This is a genomic window from Candidatus Nitrotoga sp. BS (genome assembly GCF_927797785.1).
In the GTDB taxonomy this organism is placed as follows: domain Bacteria; phylum Pseudomonadota; class Gammaproteobacteria; order Burkholderiales; family Gallionellaceae; genus Nitrotoga.
In genome coordinates this window covers 1-16,613 of record NZ_CAKMLL010000098.1, presented here as the reverse complement: position 1 = coordinate 16,613, position 16,613 = coordinate 1, and the positions used below count along the sequence as shown (strand labels likewise).

16 protein-coding genes are annotated in these 16,613 nt (G+C 49.4%); 5 read left to right on the top strand and 11 right to left on the bottom strand.

Annotated elements, in window-relative coordinates:
* Positions 1 to 56 precede the first annotated feature (56 nt).
* Complete coding sequence (ribH, locus tag MJ769_RS11835) at positions 57 to 509, top strand: 6,7-dimethyl-8-ribityllumazine synthase (RefSeq protein ID WP_239237345.1); 453 nt, start codon at positions 57 to 59, stop codon at positions 507 to 509.
* Positions 506 to 982, top strand: a complete 477-nt coding sequence (gene nusB / locus MJ769_RS11830) for a transcription antitermination factor NusB (RefSeq protein ID WP_239237344.1) — start codon at positions 506 to 508, stop codon at positions 980 to 982. Before ribH ends, nusB begins: the two co-directional genes overlap by 4 nt.
* 16 nt (positions 983 to 998) lie before the next feature.
* Here the strand turns inward: nusB and MJ769_RS11825 are convergent, their stop codons facing one another.
* Together MJ769_RS11825 and MJ769_RS11820 are read right to left on the bottom strand one after the other, a co-directional pair.
* Positions 999 to 1,241, bottom strand: coding sequence for a hypothetical protein (locus MJ769_RS11825; RefSeq protein ID WP_239237343.1), 243 nt, complete (start codon positions 1,239 to 1,241; stop codon positions 999 to 1,001).
* Positions 1,242 to 1,723: 482 nt separating this feature from the next.
* Complete coding sequence (locus tag MJ769_RS11820; RefSeq protein ID WP_239237342.1) at positions 1,724 to 2,599, bottom strand: IS630 family transposase; 876 nt, start codon at positions 2,597 to 2,599, stop codon at positions 1,724 to 1,726.
* Between the two features lie 358 nt (positions 2,600 to 2,957).
* Between MJ769_RS11820 and MJ769_RS11815 the strand changes: the two genes are divergently transcribed.
* The gene (locus tag MJ769_RS11815; protein WP_239237341.1) at positions 2,958 to 4,175 is read left to right on the top strand and encodes a type II secretion system F family protein; all 1,218 of its coding nucleotides are present in this window, start codon (positions 2,958 to 2,960) and stop codon (positions 4,173 to 4,175) included.
* 311 nt (positions 4,176 to 4,486) lie between these two features.
* Here the strand turns inward: MJ769_RS11815 and rng are convergent, their stop codons facing one another.
* The 9 genes from rng to ilvA form a co-directional block, all read right to left on the bottom strand.
* Positions 4,487 to 5,944, bottom strand: coding sequence for a ribonuclease G (rng, locus tag MJ769_RS11810; protein WP_239237340.1), 1,458 nt, complete (start codon positions 5,942 to 5,944; stop codon positions 4,487 to 4,489).
* On the bottom strand, positions 5,941 to 6,558 hold the full coding sequence (locus tag MJ769_RS11805) for a Maf family protein (RefSeq protein WP_239237339.1): 618 nt from the start codon (positions 6,556 to 6,558) through the stop codon (positions 5,941 to 5,943). The genes rng and MJ769_RS11805 overlap by 4 nt, the downstream gene beginning before the upstream one ends.
* A gap of 32 nt (positions 6,559 to 6,590) precedes the next feature.
* Positions 6,591 to 7,061 (bottom strand): 23S rRNA (pseudouridine(1915)-N(3))-methyltransferase RlmH, encoded by a 471-nt coding sequence (gene rlmH, locus MJ769_RS11800; protein WP_239237338.1) that lies wholly within the window; start codon positions 7,059 to 7,061, stop codon positions 6,591 to 6,593.
* A complete protein-coding gene (gene rsfS, locus MJ769_RS11795) occupies positions 7,058 to 7,417 on the bottom strand; it encodes a ribosome silencing factor (RefSeq protein ID WP_239237337.1) in 360 nt (119 codons plus the stop codon). The genes rlmH and rsfS overlap by 4 nt, the downstream gene beginning before the upstream one ends.
* A 1-nt stretch (position 7,418) precedes the next feature.
* Complete coding sequence (nadD, locus tag MJ769_RS11790) at positions 7,419 to 8,075, bottom strand: nicotinate-nucleotide adenylyltransferase (RefSeq protein ID WP_239237336.1); 657 nt, start codon at positions 8,073 to 8,075, stop codon at positions 7,419 to 7,421.
* A 3-nt stretch (positions 8,076 to 8,078) separates the two neighbouring features.
* Positions 8,079 to 9,377: a dihydrolipoyllysine-residue acetyltransferase gene (gene aceF, locus MJ769_RS11785; protein WP_239237335.1), complete on the bottom strand. Its 1,299-nt coding sequence runs from the start codon at positions 9,375 to 9,377 to the stop codon at positions 8,079 to 8,081.
* Positions 9,378 to 9,394: 17 nt separating this feature from the next.
* Positions 9,395 to 12,055 (bottom strand): pyruvate dehydrogenase (acetyl-transferring), homodimeric type, encoded by a 2,661-nt coding sequence (gene aceE / locus MJ769_RS11780; RefSeq protein WP_239237334.1) that lies wholly within the window; start codon positions 12,053 to 12,055, stop codon positions 9,395 to 9,397.
* 78 nt (positions 12,056 to 12,133) lie between these two features.
* Positions 12,134 to 12,757 carry a 5-formyltetrahydrofolate cyclo-ligase gene (locus MJ769_RS11775; protein ID WP_239237333.1) on the bottom strand — a complete coding sequence of 208 codons (624 nt, stop codon included), beginning with the start codon at positions 12,755 to 12,757 and terminating at the stop codon, positions 12,134 to 12,136.
* A gap of 331 nt (positions 12,758 to 13,088) precedes the next feature.
* Positions 13,089 to 14,597 (bottom strand): threonine ammonia-lyase, biosynthetic, encoded by a 1,509-nt coding sequence (gene ilvA, locus MJ769_RS11770; protein ID WP_239237332.1) that lies wholly within the window; start codon positions 14,595 to 14,597, stop codon positions 13,089 to 13,091.
* Positions 14,598 to 14,947: 350 nt separating this feature from the next.
* On the opposite strand from ilvA, the gene MJ769_RS11765 reads away from it, so the two are divergent.
* Together MJ769_RS11765 and MJ769_RS11760 are read left to right on the top strand one after the other, a co-directional pair.
* On the top strand, positions 14,948 to 15,691 hold the full coding sequence (locus tag MJ769_RS11765) for a hypothetical protein (protein ID WP_239237331.1): 744 nt from the start codon (positions 14,948 to 14,950) through the stop codon (positions 15,689 to 15,691).
* 539 nt (positions 15,692 to 16,230) lie between these two features.
* Positions 16,231 to 16,569, top strand: coding sequence for a hypothetical protein (locus tag MJ769_RS11760; protein ID WP_239237330.1), 339 nt, complete (start codon positions 16,231 to 16,233; stop codon positions 16,567 to 16,569).
* Positions 16,570 to 16,613: the final 44 nt, after the last annotated feature.

Sequence of the window (16,613 nt, the reverse complement as noted above, 5' to 3'; positions counted from 1 at the left end):
CAAGCACTTTCAGTTTTTCCTGACAAAGGTAAGCTGGGCGAGCTATCAGGATAAATATGAAAGAAATCGAAAAAAATTTGAACGGTGCAGGAATGCGCATTGGTATCGTACAAAGCCGCTTCAATTCTGTAATTTGCGAAGGCCTTCTGGCTGCTTGCAGAGCGCAGCTTGTCCAGCAAGGTGTGAGCGATGCGGACATCACGTTGGCAAGCGTGCCGGGCGCACTGGAAATCCCATTGGTGCTGCAACGCATGGCACAAAGTGGAAGGTTCGACGCGCTTATAGCGCTGGGCGCGGTAATTCGCGGGGACACTTACCACTTCGAAGTTGTAGCGAATGAATCCGCGCGCGGGGTAAACGAAGTGCAGCTGCATGGCGGCTTGCCCATCGCCAATGCCATTCTTACAACCGATGTCGATGAGCAGGCAGAGGAACGCATGACGACTAAAGGCACAGAAGCTGCACTAGTGGCAATTGAGATGGCAAATTTATTGAAGGAATTGGCATGAGCGAAGAAGCAGTCAAAGCGAAAGCATCTCCCAAAAATTCGCGCCGCCGCTCGCGCGAACTAGCTTTGCAGGGTATTTATCAATGGCGCTTGACTAGCGACGACCAAGAGCAAATCGAAAAACAAATTCGCGCTGAAAAGGGAATGGGGCGCTACGATGTAGAGTTTTTCAGTAAGCTGCTGCGTGGTGTATTGACACAACATGCCGCTCTTGAGACGGCAGTTGCCATGCATCTTGATCGCACCCTGGATGAACTCAGTCCGATTGAGTTTTCCGTGCTGCTGATCGGCGCATATGAATTAATATACCTTTCAGAAATCCCCTACCGTGTGGCAATCAACGAAGCGGTAGAACTTGCCAAAACTTTTGGTGGTACAGACGGGCACAAGTTCGTAAACGGCGTGTTGGACAAAGTGGCCGCGCAAGTTCGCGCAGTTGAAGTACGTGGTGATAGCGGCAAAATTATTGTGTGAAGAAGTTGCAGGCGTATCAAGCCGTGCAAGATAAAACAGAGCAATTCACCTGTACTAGCTCCGATCGGATCGGCTCATCGCCGATAGTATTGATCGTCCTAGCCTGCGTTTCATCAAATTGCCACACCCTGTTTCGCCACACCTCCAGATCGCAATAACCGTGTTTTACCAGCTCAGTCAGATTGGCTTCGATGGCAATCTGCAGCGCATTTTGATTGGCCTCAGCTGCGCCTTCGAAAGTGGTATTGGTCAAGCTCATACAGGGTGACGGTAGCATTGCTGCCCCCGCCAATAGGCGTTCTGCTGGTTAAATCACGCTTGGGCCGTTCGTTCTCATCTTTCATGTCGCGGATTTCACTGCTGCCTGTTGCAGTCTTTACAAATCCGCTTTCTCTTTGGTGAGGTGATAGGTAAATATGCCGTTTTAGCTACACCAGATTTCAATGGTTCACCCCCGACAGGGCATGGGTGTCATGCAACGCCACCAGCTACTGCTTGGCATGCAAATTATGGGGACGTCACTCTTGTTTGACCGATACACCAATAGCAATCTATTTTTTCTTTTCATCCAATTTTTTAACGGGTGAAAATTGATGTTGAATTCTTCCGCGATCGATTTCACCGTCCGCTCGCCACGAAGATATATCCTGAATAACGCCTGCGTGATTACCATTGTTGCCTCCACGCCTCATAGTTGAATTTTGAAGCGACAACTATTGATCCGGCAATAAATTGTTGAACTTAAGCTGCATCCTTTACAGGAGTATGTGCAAAGTCACTTTTTACACGCTCGGGTAATTTCTGTAGCTTGCGCATTTGGCTGGTAGTCGTCTTGAGAAGTTGGCCCTTTGTTCGGGCAGGTGCCTTGGTCGTCACTGCCTGTTTGAGATCGGCATTGAGCATTTCATCTGAATTCAACTCAGGACTGTCACTCGGCAGATAAAATACTTCAATTTCGTCCTGATGTTTTGCTAGCCATGCCTTAACCAGCTTGGCATGATGGACTCGAAAGTTATCCTGAATCAGGAATACCTTGCGCTTGGCATCTCTCTCCAATCGCTTCAGAAATACGATGAGCCGATCTGAATCCAACGCACCGTTCAGCACCATCCACCTGACCTTGCCTTGGTTCGTGACCGTATAGATAAGTCCCACGTTTTCGCGTTTGCTGTTGACTCGCACCACGAGGGCTTTCCCTTTGGGTGCAAAAGAACGTCCGCGCACGTCATCGCTACGTAATCCAGTTTCATCTCCCCAGTGGATTTCAGCGTTTTCTACTTTAGCGCGTTCAGCAATCACCGCCGTTCGACCCCACAGGGCGTAAGGCATCTTTATCTGGTCAGGGGTCTCGTCGCGAATCAGTTTCTGAACTTCGCGCTCCTGTTCAGTATTCAACCTTCGTCCTGCTCCCGTGGAGCGCCCGCAGGGTTTTAATGCCATCCCCGTCCAGCCACCCAGACAATATGTCTTATGCGCAGCGATGACCGTCCCACGCGATAGCTCACATGCCCGTGCAACTTCGTTCACCCGCATTCCTTTTTCCCGAAGTTTGACTGCACACCTGCGCCTTTCGGCTAATGCCTGCATCGAGAGTGTCCTTCTGTCTTGTCGTTCCATGCTCAATCATGGCATCAAATTGGCAATTAAGTTGAACATTTAATTGCCGAGTCAGTAGCCTGCGAAGGGGGCGTTACTCTTAAAATTTCGCCAGATTGCCCAATTTAGACAAGCCAGCCCCCAGGTCTTGTATGTAGCAAGGAGGACCGAAATCATCACAGAGCTGCCACCAAAATTATTGAGGATTAGCCGCATATTTACAAAGCAATTAAAGCTCGGCTTGAAATGTCCGATACTAGTAAACGCAAGCTGCTTTAATGAACCAAGGCTGTCACATACTGATCATCCTGCACTGAGCAACTTTATACTCCCTAACAGATTGCTTAACTTTGTAGCAAATTGTCATTAAGGAAACGCCATGGCAGCGGAAAAACTGAAAAAAAAAGAATCCCAATATCAATGGGAGGGTAAGGATAAATCCGGCAAACTGGTAAAAGGTGAGGTACGTGCTGTCGGCGATGCCGTTGCTGCCACTCAGCTGAGGCGTCTAGGCATAAATGTTACCCGTATAAAAAAATCCCGCACTAGTGGAGGGAAAAAAATCACAGAGAAAGATCTCACCCTGTTTACGCGCCAGCTAGCAGTTATGATGAAATCCGGCGTACCTCTACTACAATCATTCGACATTGTAGGCAAAGGACACCACAATCCTTCTGTTTCCCGCCTGCTGAGCGACATTAAAACCGACGTAGAAACTGGTAGTAGCTTGGAACAGGCATTCCGTAAATTCCCACTGTATTTTGACGATCTGTTTTGCAATTTGATAGGCGCAGGTGAGCACGCTGGTATTCTGGACAGTTTACTGGAACGTTTGGCGACCTATCAGGAAAAAACGCTGGCTATCAAGAGCAAAATCAAAGGCGCGTTAATGTATCCAGTTGCAATTATTGCAGTCGCCTTTATTATCACCGCAGTAATTATGATTTTTGTAATACCCGCGTTTAAACAGTTATTCTCCAGCTTTGGCGCAGACTTGCCCGCACCTACGCTAATTATGATGAGTATCTCCGATTTTTTCGTTGCTTATTGGTGGGCGATTTTTGGTATTTTAGGAGGCGGACTTTACGCATTTTTCTATTTCTGGAAGCGTAGCAAAAAAATGCAGGATGCCATGGATAGAATAATGCTCAAACTTCCAATTTTCGGAAGCGTAATCCGTAAGGCCTCCATAGCAAGATGGACACGCACACTGGCAACCATGTTTGCCGCCGGAGTGCCGCTGGTGGAGGCGCTTAACTCGGTAGCAGGCGCAGCTGGCAACGTGGTATATTTTGATGCGACCAAAGTAATCCAGCGGGAAGTCAGTCAAGGCGGCACCCTGACGGCAGCCATGCAAGATGTAGGAGTATTCCCCAGCTTGGTACTGCAAATGGTAGCAATAGGAGAAGAAGCAGGTTCACTGGATGGCATGTTAAACAAAGTGGCAGATTTTTTTGAAGCGGAAGTAGACGATGCAGTGGCGGCGCTGGCCAGCCTGATGGAGCCCATCATCATGGTGGTGCTAGGTACACTAATCGGCGGTATGGTGGTAGCGATGTACTTGCCTATTTTCAAGATGGGGCAGGCTGTTGGTTAAACCACATGTTGAATATTTTTGTATCGTACATTTATCCCAACAGCATTCTAAGATTGTATAGCTTTCACTAAAAATAGTGTTCAAATGGCGACAACTCATCATTTGTGCGAACTTTTGAGCCTTGGTTGCACGCTGGGTGCACCATGATCGCCGCCAGTGGTTTACATTTTCTATCAAGCAGTTAACACAAACCTCTGCGATAACAGGAATATTCGCATTCCTGAAAATCGAATCTTGTTCCACAGTTTCCGATTCCTGTCATGGTGCTTAAGCTAACCAAGCCGCGCTCAGCATAGATATTGCAGCAAAAATCACATTAAAATAATGTCGTATTGCTCTTGGCTATACAAGTTTTCCACCTGTAGTGACACCGGTTTACCGATATGATCAGAAAGCCGAGCCAAGCTTTGCGATTCTTCGTCGAGAAACAGGTCGATGACCAGTTGCGAAGCCAGGATGCGATATTCTCGAGCGTTAAACTGGCGCGCTTCGCGCGTAATTTCGCGCACAATTTCGTAGCATATGGTCTGCGCAGTCTTGACTTCGCCGCGTCCATCGCAGGTGGGGCAGGACTCACATAGTGTGTGCGCAAGACTTTCGCGCGTACGTTTACGCGTCATTTCCACCAGTCCCAAAGTGGAGAAACCGTTAACAGTGATACGGGTGTGATCGCATGCTAGCGACTTTTTTAATTCTTCCAGCACGGCATCACGATGCTCCTGGTTATGCATGTCAATAAAATCACAAATGATGATACCGCCCAAATTTCGCAGGCGTAACTGGCGCGCTATGACTTGTGCAGCATCCAGATTTGTTTTGAATATGGTGTCGTCAAAATTACGCGAGCCAACGAAACCACCGGTGTTAACGTCGACCGTGGTGAGTGCTTCAGTCTGGTCAATGATGATATAACCTCCCGACTTGAGATTCACGCGGCGCGACAGCGCACGCTCAATTTCCTCTTCTACTCCATACAGTTCAAATAGCGGACGTTCGCCGACATAGTGCTCCAGCAGAGACATCGCGCTAGAGATAAAATCCTGTGCGAAGGCAGCCATTCGTTGATAAGTTTCGAGTGAATCCACCAAGATTCGCGTGGTACCTTCGTTGACGTAATCACGTAACACACAGAGACTGATGTTGAGCTCTTGGTATAACAAAAAAGGCGCTGAAGATGTTTTCGCTTGCTCTTGGAGCTTAATCCACAGCTTGTTGAGATATTCCATGTCGGCGAACAGTTCTTTGTCTGTCGCAGTCTCCGCCATGGTGCGGATGATGTAGCCGCCGCTGCTATTATCAGGCAGCAACTGTTGCAGCTTGGCGCGTAGTAGTTCGCGTTCGACTTCATGCTCAATGCGTTGCGATACCCCGATGTGTGATCCCTGCTGCGGCAGCAACACCAACAGACGTCCGGCAATACTAATTTGCGTGGAAAGTCTGGCACCCTTGCCGCCGATGGAGTCCTTGATAACCTGTACCAGCAGTCTCTGCCCCTCGTACAGCATTTTCTCGATGGGCTTAGCAGCATCGCTGTTATTGCGGTTTTCCCAGATGTCCGCAACATGCAGGAAAGCCGAGCGTTCCAGCCCAATGTCGATGAAGGCGGATTGCATGCCTGGCAGTACGCGTTTCACGCGCCCGACATACACATTACTGACTACTCCGAGATTACTGCCGCGCTCAATGTGGAGTTGTTGCACAATTCCCTGTTGCACTACTGCAACGCGGGTTTCCTGCGGGGTAACGCTGATCAGGATTTCGTCACTCACAGAGTGGGATAACCGAATATTTTCAGCAGTTCAGCCGTTTCGAACAGGGGTAAGCCCATTACACCTGAGTAACTGCCTTCTATGTGTTGTATGAATGCCGCAGCGTGGCCTTGGATACCATACGCGCCAGCTTTGTCTAGTGGCTCGCTGGTGAGAATATAGCGCCGGATGCGCTCTTCGTTTAGCGTTGCCATGGTTACTTTACTGATCGACAAGCGCATTTCTGTACGTTCTTCGAAGGAAACTGCGACGGCACTCAATACTTGGTGTTGGCGTCCAGAAAGAACACGTAGAGTAGCTGCAGCCTGTTCACGATCTTGCGGCTTGCCAATAATCTTGCCGTCTAAAATAACGCTGGTGTCGGCAGCCAAAACCGGGAGGGGCAATAAATTACGGAATTGCAGTAACATCCATCCGGCATTCACTTTCTCCTGACAAACCCTTTGCACATGGGCTTCAGGTGACTCATCTTTGCGTGGAGTTTCATCCACATCCACTCTACGGGATAAGCTAGAACGTAACAGCAGCGTTTCAAAATTAATCCCAATCTGCTTCAGCAGCTCTCGGCGACGCGGGCTTTGCGAGGCGAGGTAAATACGAGTGCGGGGAGTCATGGCTTTTTAAAATCCTATAGTAGCGGACCGCATCATTCACGATGATAAGGGTGATTGTGCATCAAGCTATGGGCGCGATACAACTGTTCTGCCAGCAATACACGTACCAAGCCATGCGGCAGTGTCATAATTGACAGTGCTAGCAACTGCTGCGCACTGTTTTTTATGGATTCGTGCAAGCCATCCGCACCTCCGATAATGAAGGCCACGTCGCGTCCGCCGCCCATCCAATTTTGCATTTGTTGTGCCAGCTGTTTGGTGGAGAAATGCTCACCGCGCTCATCCAACGCGATGCGCAGCACCTCCTTCGGCAGAGCGGTTACTATACGTAGCGCTTCTGCCTCCATCATCTGCGCTACGCTCTTACCGGTGGTTCGCGGCTCCGGTTTTATTTCTATAAGTTCGATTTGGGCCTCGCGTGTCATGCGCTTAACATACTCTGTGAAGCCTGTGGTAATCCAGGCTGGCATCTTGTGCCCGACGGCCACCAGCCACAGTTTCATATTGTCTCGCTATCCGACTTAGGCGGCAGATGCCGCATGCTCCATAGCTCTTCCAGCTGGTAGTAGGCGCGCACTGCAGGCTGCATGATATGCACGACCACTTCGCCGAGATCAACTAGTACCCACTCCCCGCTTTCTTCACCTTCTATGCTGAGTGCTGGCTCGCCGCGTAGCTTGAGTTGTTTGGATACATGATCAGCTAACGCCCTGGTTTGACGCGGTGAATTGGCGCTGGCAATTACCATGCGCTCGAATAGCTGACTCTTTTTGCTGGTATCAAGTACGCTGATATCATTGGCTTTAATGTCTTCCAATGCGGTCACTACGGCCAGGATTTTTTCTTCTATGGTTAGCATGTTAGGTATATAGGTGATGTAATTGAATGTAACCGGCTACCAAGTCTGGTAGCAGGTAATGTATGTTTTTATTTTGGGCGCACCGTTTACGAATATCAGTGGCAGAAATTTCAAGGTCAGGCATATCTGCCACCAGGATCGCTCCAGCAGGCGAGTCACGCAGAATGCGGGGCACTGGAGCAAGGCGCGCCCTGTATTCATCGCGCAAAGCCTCGTTAGCCCCATTTATAATGTTGCCAAGTGGGTGCCCGGCACGTTGCATGACTACGATGTGTGCCAGTTCGAACAAATTTTTCCACTCATGCCAAGAGTGTAACAGCAGGAAGGCATCGCCGCCCATTAACAAACACAACGGCTGTTGCTTACCTAGCGCGGCACGCAGCGCAGTAAGTGTGTCCACCGTATAACATGGATCGACGCGAGATATTTCACGATCATCCAACACGAATGCCGCGTTGCCTTGCAGTGCCAGACGAACCATCTCCAGACGCTGCACTGCACTTGCTTGCGGCGCGGTGCGGTGCGGTGGCGTACCGCTTGGAATAAAGTGTACTGCAGCCAGGTTGCATTGTTCCAGCGCTTCCTGTGCCAGACGCAGATGACCGTTGTGGACAGGGTCGAACGTGCCGCCCAAGATACCGATGGGGGATTGATTCACAGGTTATAGCACCAATCGGCGAACATCGGACAATACGCTGCCAAGATAACTCGTGAAACGGACTGCCTCCGCACCATCGATTACGCGATGATCATATGACAGCGACAGTGGCAATATGAGCCTCGGCTCAAACTCACCCTCTTTGAATACTGGCTTTACGCTCGCTTTGGATACACCCAGAATAGCCACTTCTGGCGCATTAATTATAGGTGTAAATGCTGTTCCGCCGATGCCGCCCAGACTGGAAATAGTGAAACAGCCGCCTTGCATGGCGGTTGCAGGGAGCTTTTTCTCCCGTGCCTTGACGCTAATCTCACCCAACTCCTTGGCCAGTTGAACTATACCCTTTTGATCCACATCACGTAACACTGGCACCATCAGTCCATCCGGCGTATCCACTGCCACACCGATGTGAAAATACTTTTTCAGCACCAAGTTTTCACCGCTAGCATCTAATGATGAATTGAAATTTGGATATTGATGCATCGCTGTCACCACAGCCTTAAGCAAGAACACCAGCGGAGTAATTTTTATTCCCTGTTTTGAGTATTCCTCGCCCAGCTCCTTGCGGAAAACTTCCATCTCGGTGATATCAGCCTCATCGTGCTGGGTAATATGCGGAATGGAGAGCCAGTTGCGATGAAGATTGGCACCAGAAAGCTTCTTGATGCGCGAGAGCGGTTTGGTTTCGATGACACCAAACTTGGAAAAATCCACTATCGGCATGGCTGATACCTGTAAACCACCGCCAACCGTGCCTTCTTGCGGTTTTGCAAGCGAAGTTTTAACGAAGCTCTGCACGTCATTTTTGGTAATGCGTCCCTTTTCTCCGCTGCTTTTTACTCGCGTGAGATCAACTCCCAGTTCGCGCGCAAAATGCCGAATGGACGGACTGGCATGCGCCTTGCCTGTATGGTTACTTGGCAAACCAGTTGGCGGCGCGACTGCGGGCGTTGCAGGTGCTGCAGGTGCTGCAACAGATTGGGATGCACCTGAATTTTCAGCGTCTTTTTCCGGAGCTGGTGTTGTGGTGGGGCTAACTGTAGCAGACGTTTCCGTTGCACTGCTTTCCATCAATAAAATCAGTGTGCCTTCCGATACTTTGTCGCCCACTTTAACGCTAACATTCTTCACCACCCCATCAAATGGAGCGGGCACATCCATTGTAGCCTTGTCAGTTTCCAGGGTAAGCAGGGACTGCTCAGCCTTGACCTTGTCCCCCGCTTTTACCATTACTTCTATTATCGGCACATCTTGAGAATCACCGATGTCCGGCATAAGTACTTGTTTGATTTCTGCCACGCGTGTCTCCTGCCCGCTCAAACCGTCGTTGGATTCGGTTTGTCGGGATTGATATTGTACAGTTTGAGCGCCTTGCTGACTTCGCTCATGGCTACCGTTCCTTCATCAGCCAGCGCTTTCAGCGCGGTGACTGCAATATAATAACGATCAACCTCGAAGAAATGGCGTAGCTTTTTACGCGTATCGGAGCGGCCAAAACCGTCCGTGCCCAAAACTTTGTATTTGCCAGGCAAGAAGGCACGAATTTGATCAGCGTAGCTTTTAATGTAGTCCGTTGCAGCAATTACTGGCCCCTTGCGCTTACCCAAGCATTGTTCGGCATAACTTACACGTTGTTCTGATTCGGGATGCAGCATGTTCCAGCGCTCACAGTCCAATCCATCCCGACGTAACTCATTGAAGCTGGTCACGCTCCAGATGTCGGAAACTACGCCAAAATCCTTCATCAATAATTCAGCTGCTGCGATGACTTCGCGCAGAATAGTCCCACTGCCCAGAAGTTGCACCGTAAGTGTCGTATCGGATTGAGCATTACCTTCATTGAATAAATACATACCCCTGATAATGCCAGTCTCCGAACCCTCAGGCATGGCCGGATGCGCGTAATTTTCATTCATCACAGTGAGGTAATAGAACACGTCCTCTTGTTCCTGATACATGCGGCGCATACCATCTTGAATAATCACCGCCAACTCGTAAGCAAAAGTTGGATCGTAGGACACACAGTTAGGAATGGTCGCCGCCATCAGATGACTGTGACCGTCTTGATGTTGCAGACCTTCGCCATTCAATGTGGTCCGTCCGGCAGTGCCCCCCAGCAGAAAGCCGCGCGCACGCTGGTCGCCCGCCGCCCAGATTAAATCACCGACGCGCTGAAAGCCAAACATGGAATAGTAGATATAGAACGGCACCATTGCTACACCATGGTTGGCGTAGGCCGTGGATGCAGCAATCCACGAGGACATCGCGCCAGCTTCATTAATGCCTTCCTGCAAAATCTGGCCAGCCTTATCTTCTTTGTAGAACATCAGCTGATCCGCATCCTGCGGCGTATATAGCTGGCCAACTTGAGAAAAAATGCTGAGCTGACGGAACAATCCTTCCATACCGAAAGTGCGCGATTCGTCCGGCACGATGGGCACCACTAGCTTGCCAATATTTTTGTCCTTCACCAGAATGCCCAACATACGCACAAAAGCCATGGTGGTGGAAATCTCGCGCTCTTCGGTACCTTTAAGCAATACTTCGAAGGCATCCAGCCCTGGGATTTGCAAAGGCTCTGCCACTATTTTTCGATCGGGTACTGTGCCCATGGCCTTGCTACGCTCGCGCAGATAACTCATTTCCAAACTATCATCGGGTGGACGACAGAATGGCAATTTGCTGAGCTGATCATCGGTCACAGGAATATTGAAGCGATCACGGAATTTGCGCAATGCTTCATCGCCTACTTTCTTTTGCTGGTGGGTGATGTTTTGAGCTTCACCGGCTTCACCCATACCATAGCCCTTGATGGTCTTAGCCAGAATGACGGTGGGTTGTCCCTTATGGTTTGCTGCGGCCGCGTAAGCTGCAAAAACTTTATGCGGATCGTGGCCGCCACGATCCAGATACCAGATCTCATCGTCCGACATATCGGCGACCAGCTCCAGTAACTCGGGGTATTTGCCGAAAAAATGTTGGCGCACATAAGCGCCATTTTTGGATTTATATGTCTGATATTCGCCGTCTACCACTTCTTCCATGCGCTTTAGCAAAAGTCCTGTTTTGTCCTTCGCGAACAAACGATCCCATTTCCCGCCCCACACCACTTTGATCACGTTCCAGCCCGCACCACGGAATACACCTTCCAGCTCCTGGATGATCTTGCCATTGCCGCGGACGGGGCCATCCAATCGTTGCAGGTTACAATTAACGACGAAAATCAGATTATCCAGTTTTTCACGCGCGGCCATCGAAATCGCCCCCAGTGATTCCGGTTCATCAGTTTCACCATCACCGAGGAATGCCCATACCTTGCGTCCATCGGTACTGGCGATACCCCGATATTCCAGATAGCGCATGAAGCGCGCTTGGTAAATCGCCATCAGTGGACCTAAGCCCATGGACACAGTGGGGAACTGCCAGAAATCGGGCATCAGCCACGGATGCGGGTAAGAGGGTAAACCACCGCCATTTACTTCTTGGCGGAAATTGTATAATTGCTCCTCGCTGAGGCGGCCCTCCAGAAAGGCCCGTGCGTATATACCGGGCGAAGCATGTCCCTGAAAATAAATCAGATCGCCGCCGTGATTTTCGGTCTTGCCATGGAAAAAGTGGTTGAAGCCTACATCATAAAGCGTGGCCGCTGAAGCAAAGGTAGCGATGTGTCCGCCCAACTCAGACGACTCGCGATTGGCGTTTAACACAATAACCATCGCGTTCCATCGTGTCAGAGCACGAATGCGATGCTCAAGTTCATAGTTGCCGGTCGAGCGCGGCTCTTTGTCGAGCGGTATGGTGTTCAAGTAAGGCGTGATTGTGCTAATCGGCAGAGCGACACCGGCCAAATGCGCTTTTCGAATCAGCTGGCCGATCAAGTAATGCGCGCGTTCCGCGCTTTCATTCTCCAGCACCGAGTCCAGCGCATCCAGCCACTCTTGTGTTTCCTGTGAATCGGAATCAGGTAAATCTGCCATATATCAACTCTCTATCACTCGTTGTTGTTGGTCGATGCACGCACCAAGCTGTATATTTTGTGATGGCGTTAAGCCGCGCTATTTGCCCAGAGGCAGGTCAGAAACGCACTGTATCGTCTCGTTTTCCGTCACTACCCATTCCACTTTGTGATCGGTGGCTTCCTGTGGTAGACCTTCAACCAGCTGGATAGTAAATGCCCCGGCGACCAGCGCAGGACATAAACCCTGGTTCGCATCCTTAATTCGCGCCAGCAGCTTGTCATAAAACCCACCGCCGTAACCTAGTCGCGCACCGTCGCATCCGAATGCTATTCCCGGCAACAAGATAAAATCCAATTCTTGCAAAGAATTTATCTTGGCACAGCGCTCAACCAATGGTTCTCGTATATTCCACTGGCCAGGTGCCAAATCAGTCCGCAAATTCGTTACGCGGTAAATATCCAATTCTTTCGTGGCGCGGTTCACCTTGGGCAATAGTACGCTCTTACCATCGCGCAATGCCTGTTGCACCCATTCTTCGGTGGAGAACTCCGCGCCGAAGCTCATGTAAGCTAGCACCGTATTGGCCGTGCGATAAACATTCAAGTTTGCGATGCGCTCCGCGATGGCACGACTTAAGCATACCCTCTCAGCCACGGTCAATTGTTCACGGTCGGCAATTATACGTTGTCTGATAGCCTGTTTCATAACCTGAGTTGTCATGGGCGGATTATCTTTGCTCATAGATTCAAGTGAACGGTATTTTCTAAAATATCAGCAGACACTTCACAGCAGCTGTTCAAGACTCTTGCTGTGAACGCGGCAAACACCACCGGATGCTGACTTGAATAAGTCGTCACGGAACCCGAATTGATTTCGGAATGCCATCCAGTGTGGCGAAAAATATTCTCCGCCGTTTAAGTCATAACCGCAGAATATGAAGTTGCTATGAACAGCTACCCTGACAATCTTTCCAGCATGGACTCACGGAAGAAAGCTGCATATTTTATAAGTAGGGGAATCAAGTTCGCCCATACTAATTACAATTTAGCCGTCAGTTCAAGAACAGTTTGTATGCCGGATTATCGCTCTCATCCCAATAACGATAGCCGAGATTATCCAGGAAAATCCGCAGCGGTTTCTTGTCATGATTTGGCACTTGCATGCCGATCAGCACGCGGCCGTAATCCGCACCATGGTTGCGATAGTGGAATAAGCTAATATTCCAGCTATGGTTCATGCTATTAAGGAAAGTCATTAATGCGCCGGGGCGTTCTGGAAATTCAAAGCGAAACAGGATTTCATCCTGCAAACCAGGTGCATGTCCCCCTACCAAATGACGTACATGAAGCTTGGCCATCTCGTTGTCAGTAAAATTCAGCGTGGGCAGTTTATGCTTCCCCAGCGTGGCAACTAGCTTGGTGGTTTCAGACTGATCTTTCACCTGCACACCGACAAACACATGCGCCTCCTTGGGGTTCGCATAGCGATAGTTGAATTCAGTGATATTCCGCTGGCCTAGCAAAGTACAAAATTTGCGAAAGCTGCCAGGCGTTTCCGGTATGCTCACCGCCAGAATAGCCTCGCGTTTTTCACCGAGTTCTGCTCGCTCCGCGATGAAACGCAAACGGTCAAAATTCATGTTGGCACCGCTAGCAATTGCCACCAGCGTCTTGCCCTTTAATTTTTCACGCTCCACATACAGCTTGGCACCTGCAATGGCCAACGCTCCAGCAGGCTCAAGATTTGTGCGGGTATCTTCGAACACATCCTTGATCGCTGCACAGATGGCATCGGTATCCACCAGTATAATTTCGTCCACCAATTCACGACACAAACGGAGAGTCTCCTGCCCGACTTGTTTTACAGCCACGCCATCAGCAAATAAGCCGACATGCTCAAGCGTGACACGCCGACCGGCCTTAATTGAGCGGCTCATGGCATCGGACTCCAATGGTTGCACGCCGATAACCTTTATTTCCGGGCGTACCGTTTTGACGTAAGCAGCAATACCTGAGATCAGGCCACCGCCACCGATGGGCGCAAAAATAGCATGGATGGGCTGACTATGCTGTCGCAGAATTTCCATACCGATCGTTCCCTGTCCGGCAATTACGTCGGAATCGTCATAAGGATGGACGAAGGTCAGCTTGAGTTTCTGCTCCAGCTCCAATGCATGCAAATAGGCATCAGAATAAGAATCGCCATGCAATATTATTGACGCACCACGGCTGGCAACCGCTTCCACCTTAATCTGCGGCGTGGTCACTGGCATGACAATGATGGCCTTGCACCCCAGTTTCTGCGCCGACAACGCCACGCCCTGCGCGTGATTACCGGCAGATGCAGCAATGACACCGCGCTTCAACTGCGCCGACGTCAATTTCGCCATCTTGTTATAGGCCCCGCGCAGTTTGAAAGAAAATACCGGCTGCATGTCTTCACGCTTTAGAAGTACATTGTTTCCGATGCGCGCGGACAAATTGGGCGCAACATCCAGCGGGCTTTCAATAGCCACGTCATAGACGCGGGCGGTGAGAATGCGATTTAAGTAACTTTTCATGGCGGGTCTACGAATTAATTTATGAACAGATTATGATGCAAGACTAGCAGGAATTGAATCCAACCAGAAAGGGTTTCCGTAATGCCGCTACCAACTTTGGTCGCTATTCATGGTGCCCCTGCTTCCATCTTATCGCCGCAAAGTGGCTGCTCACCAAGTTGCGCTTTATAGAAGCGCCCTTGAGTCTGACTCAAACCTGCTTTCTTTAAAGCCATGAATTAATATTGCCACATCGCAAATGTGTATGTGTAGATTCATTTATACTGCTTTCCTTGGTCATTTAAGAGGTTACCATGCTAACGCAGTTCGACTCACTAACGATCTTACAATTACGATAGTTGCGAAACCGCATGACTCAAAAATTACTATGTGGTTACCGTCGGCTTGTCCTCAGTGCCGCAGCCTTATTACTGGTCGCCTGCTCCACTACAGAACCTGCCAAAAATAGCAAGCACATTCCTCAAAATAGTGACCGAAATTTACTGAGTCAGCTTGGCAAATCAGACATTGATCGTTTGGCTGATGTAGAGATACGTGAAAATACCCAAATCCTGCGTACGTTAATGACAAAACTATACAAGCGGAATCCGCGCGAACTTAGAAAAAACACCACAGCTAACGCGGAAGAGATGGTGAAATCAATATTCGAAAACCAGCATGGCTGGCGTTTCAAGGAAATTAACGAAGCACAAGGCTCCAATGCTATTCAACAGGCATTCCGGCCTGATTACCAAGGCGACCGGGTAATGTCGTTGATAGTAGGCCTGCAAACGATGCTGATCAAAGCACATGGCGGGAAAACCGAGTTTTATTTTACCGACAGCATAGAACCGCAAAACATCTTTAATGCCGCACGTAACATGGAAATCGTTGTGTGGCAGCTCTCCAATAAGCGCGATGACAAAGGGCAGCTTTATTTGTTCACCAATGAACTGAATGCCCACGAGCATAATCTTAGCTTTGAACGTGAGTTCGGCAAAATTATCGGTAGCCTGGATATGTTCGCAATTACGTTATCGGAAAAGATGCAGCGCGGCATTACACGCGTGGTGCAGACGTTATCTACAGCAATATTCTTGCCATTTGGACTTTAGCCCGCATTTAACGCCCCACCACCTAAAATCCCTAGCATTCCTCCCTGAAGTAAAGAGCAATACATAGATTCTTCTATACTTGACTTCTGTCTACACGAAATAACAATGAAGGGGGGCTGTTGAATATTGTTCATCACGCTTTGATTGGTGGTGCCGGATTTCTGGGGGGCACTGGATGATGATGTCCCCATTGCGAGAGTCGCATTCATCGCTGGGAGTATGTTTCCTGATATGGATGCATTGTTCATGGTGTTCGGTAAGCATTACTCTTTGCGCCACCATCAAAGCATCACACATTCAATTTTCTTGCGCCAGTCTATGCATTAATAATCAGCAGCTCGCTTTTGTTTTGCCCAAAATTGACTGGTCGTGGTCGATGTTTGGTGAGGCGCTAATGGACTCGCTGTTTCATATTACGTTTGACTGGTTCAATACCTTCCGCTGTGGTTGACAACTTGAGTTGACACGCTTTATCCATGCGCAGAGAATCAACGCGGACTTATATGCATCACGAACATTCATAAACTATGGAGGTCGTAATGAGTAACAAAGCCAAACTACAGCATCGAAGTGCAGGTATGAGTAAAGAGGCGATTCAGGCTTCACTTGCGGATCATCTGGTCTATTCCAACAGCAAATATCACAGCAATGCGACAACGCGCGACTGGTTTCAAACCACCGCTCATACCGTGCGCAACCGCCTTGTCGAACGTTGGATGGAGACGATGCAACGCTACTACGAGCACGATGCCAAACGTATCTACTATCTGTCGCTGGAATTCCTCGTGGGGCGCACTTTGAGCAACGCCATGCTCAATCTGGAGATGGAAGAGCAGTTCAAAGCTGCACTCTATGAGTTTGGGCAGGAGCTAGTGTAGTGCGCCATTCTGTTTGGAACTTAATCGACTGTTGGCACGAATGA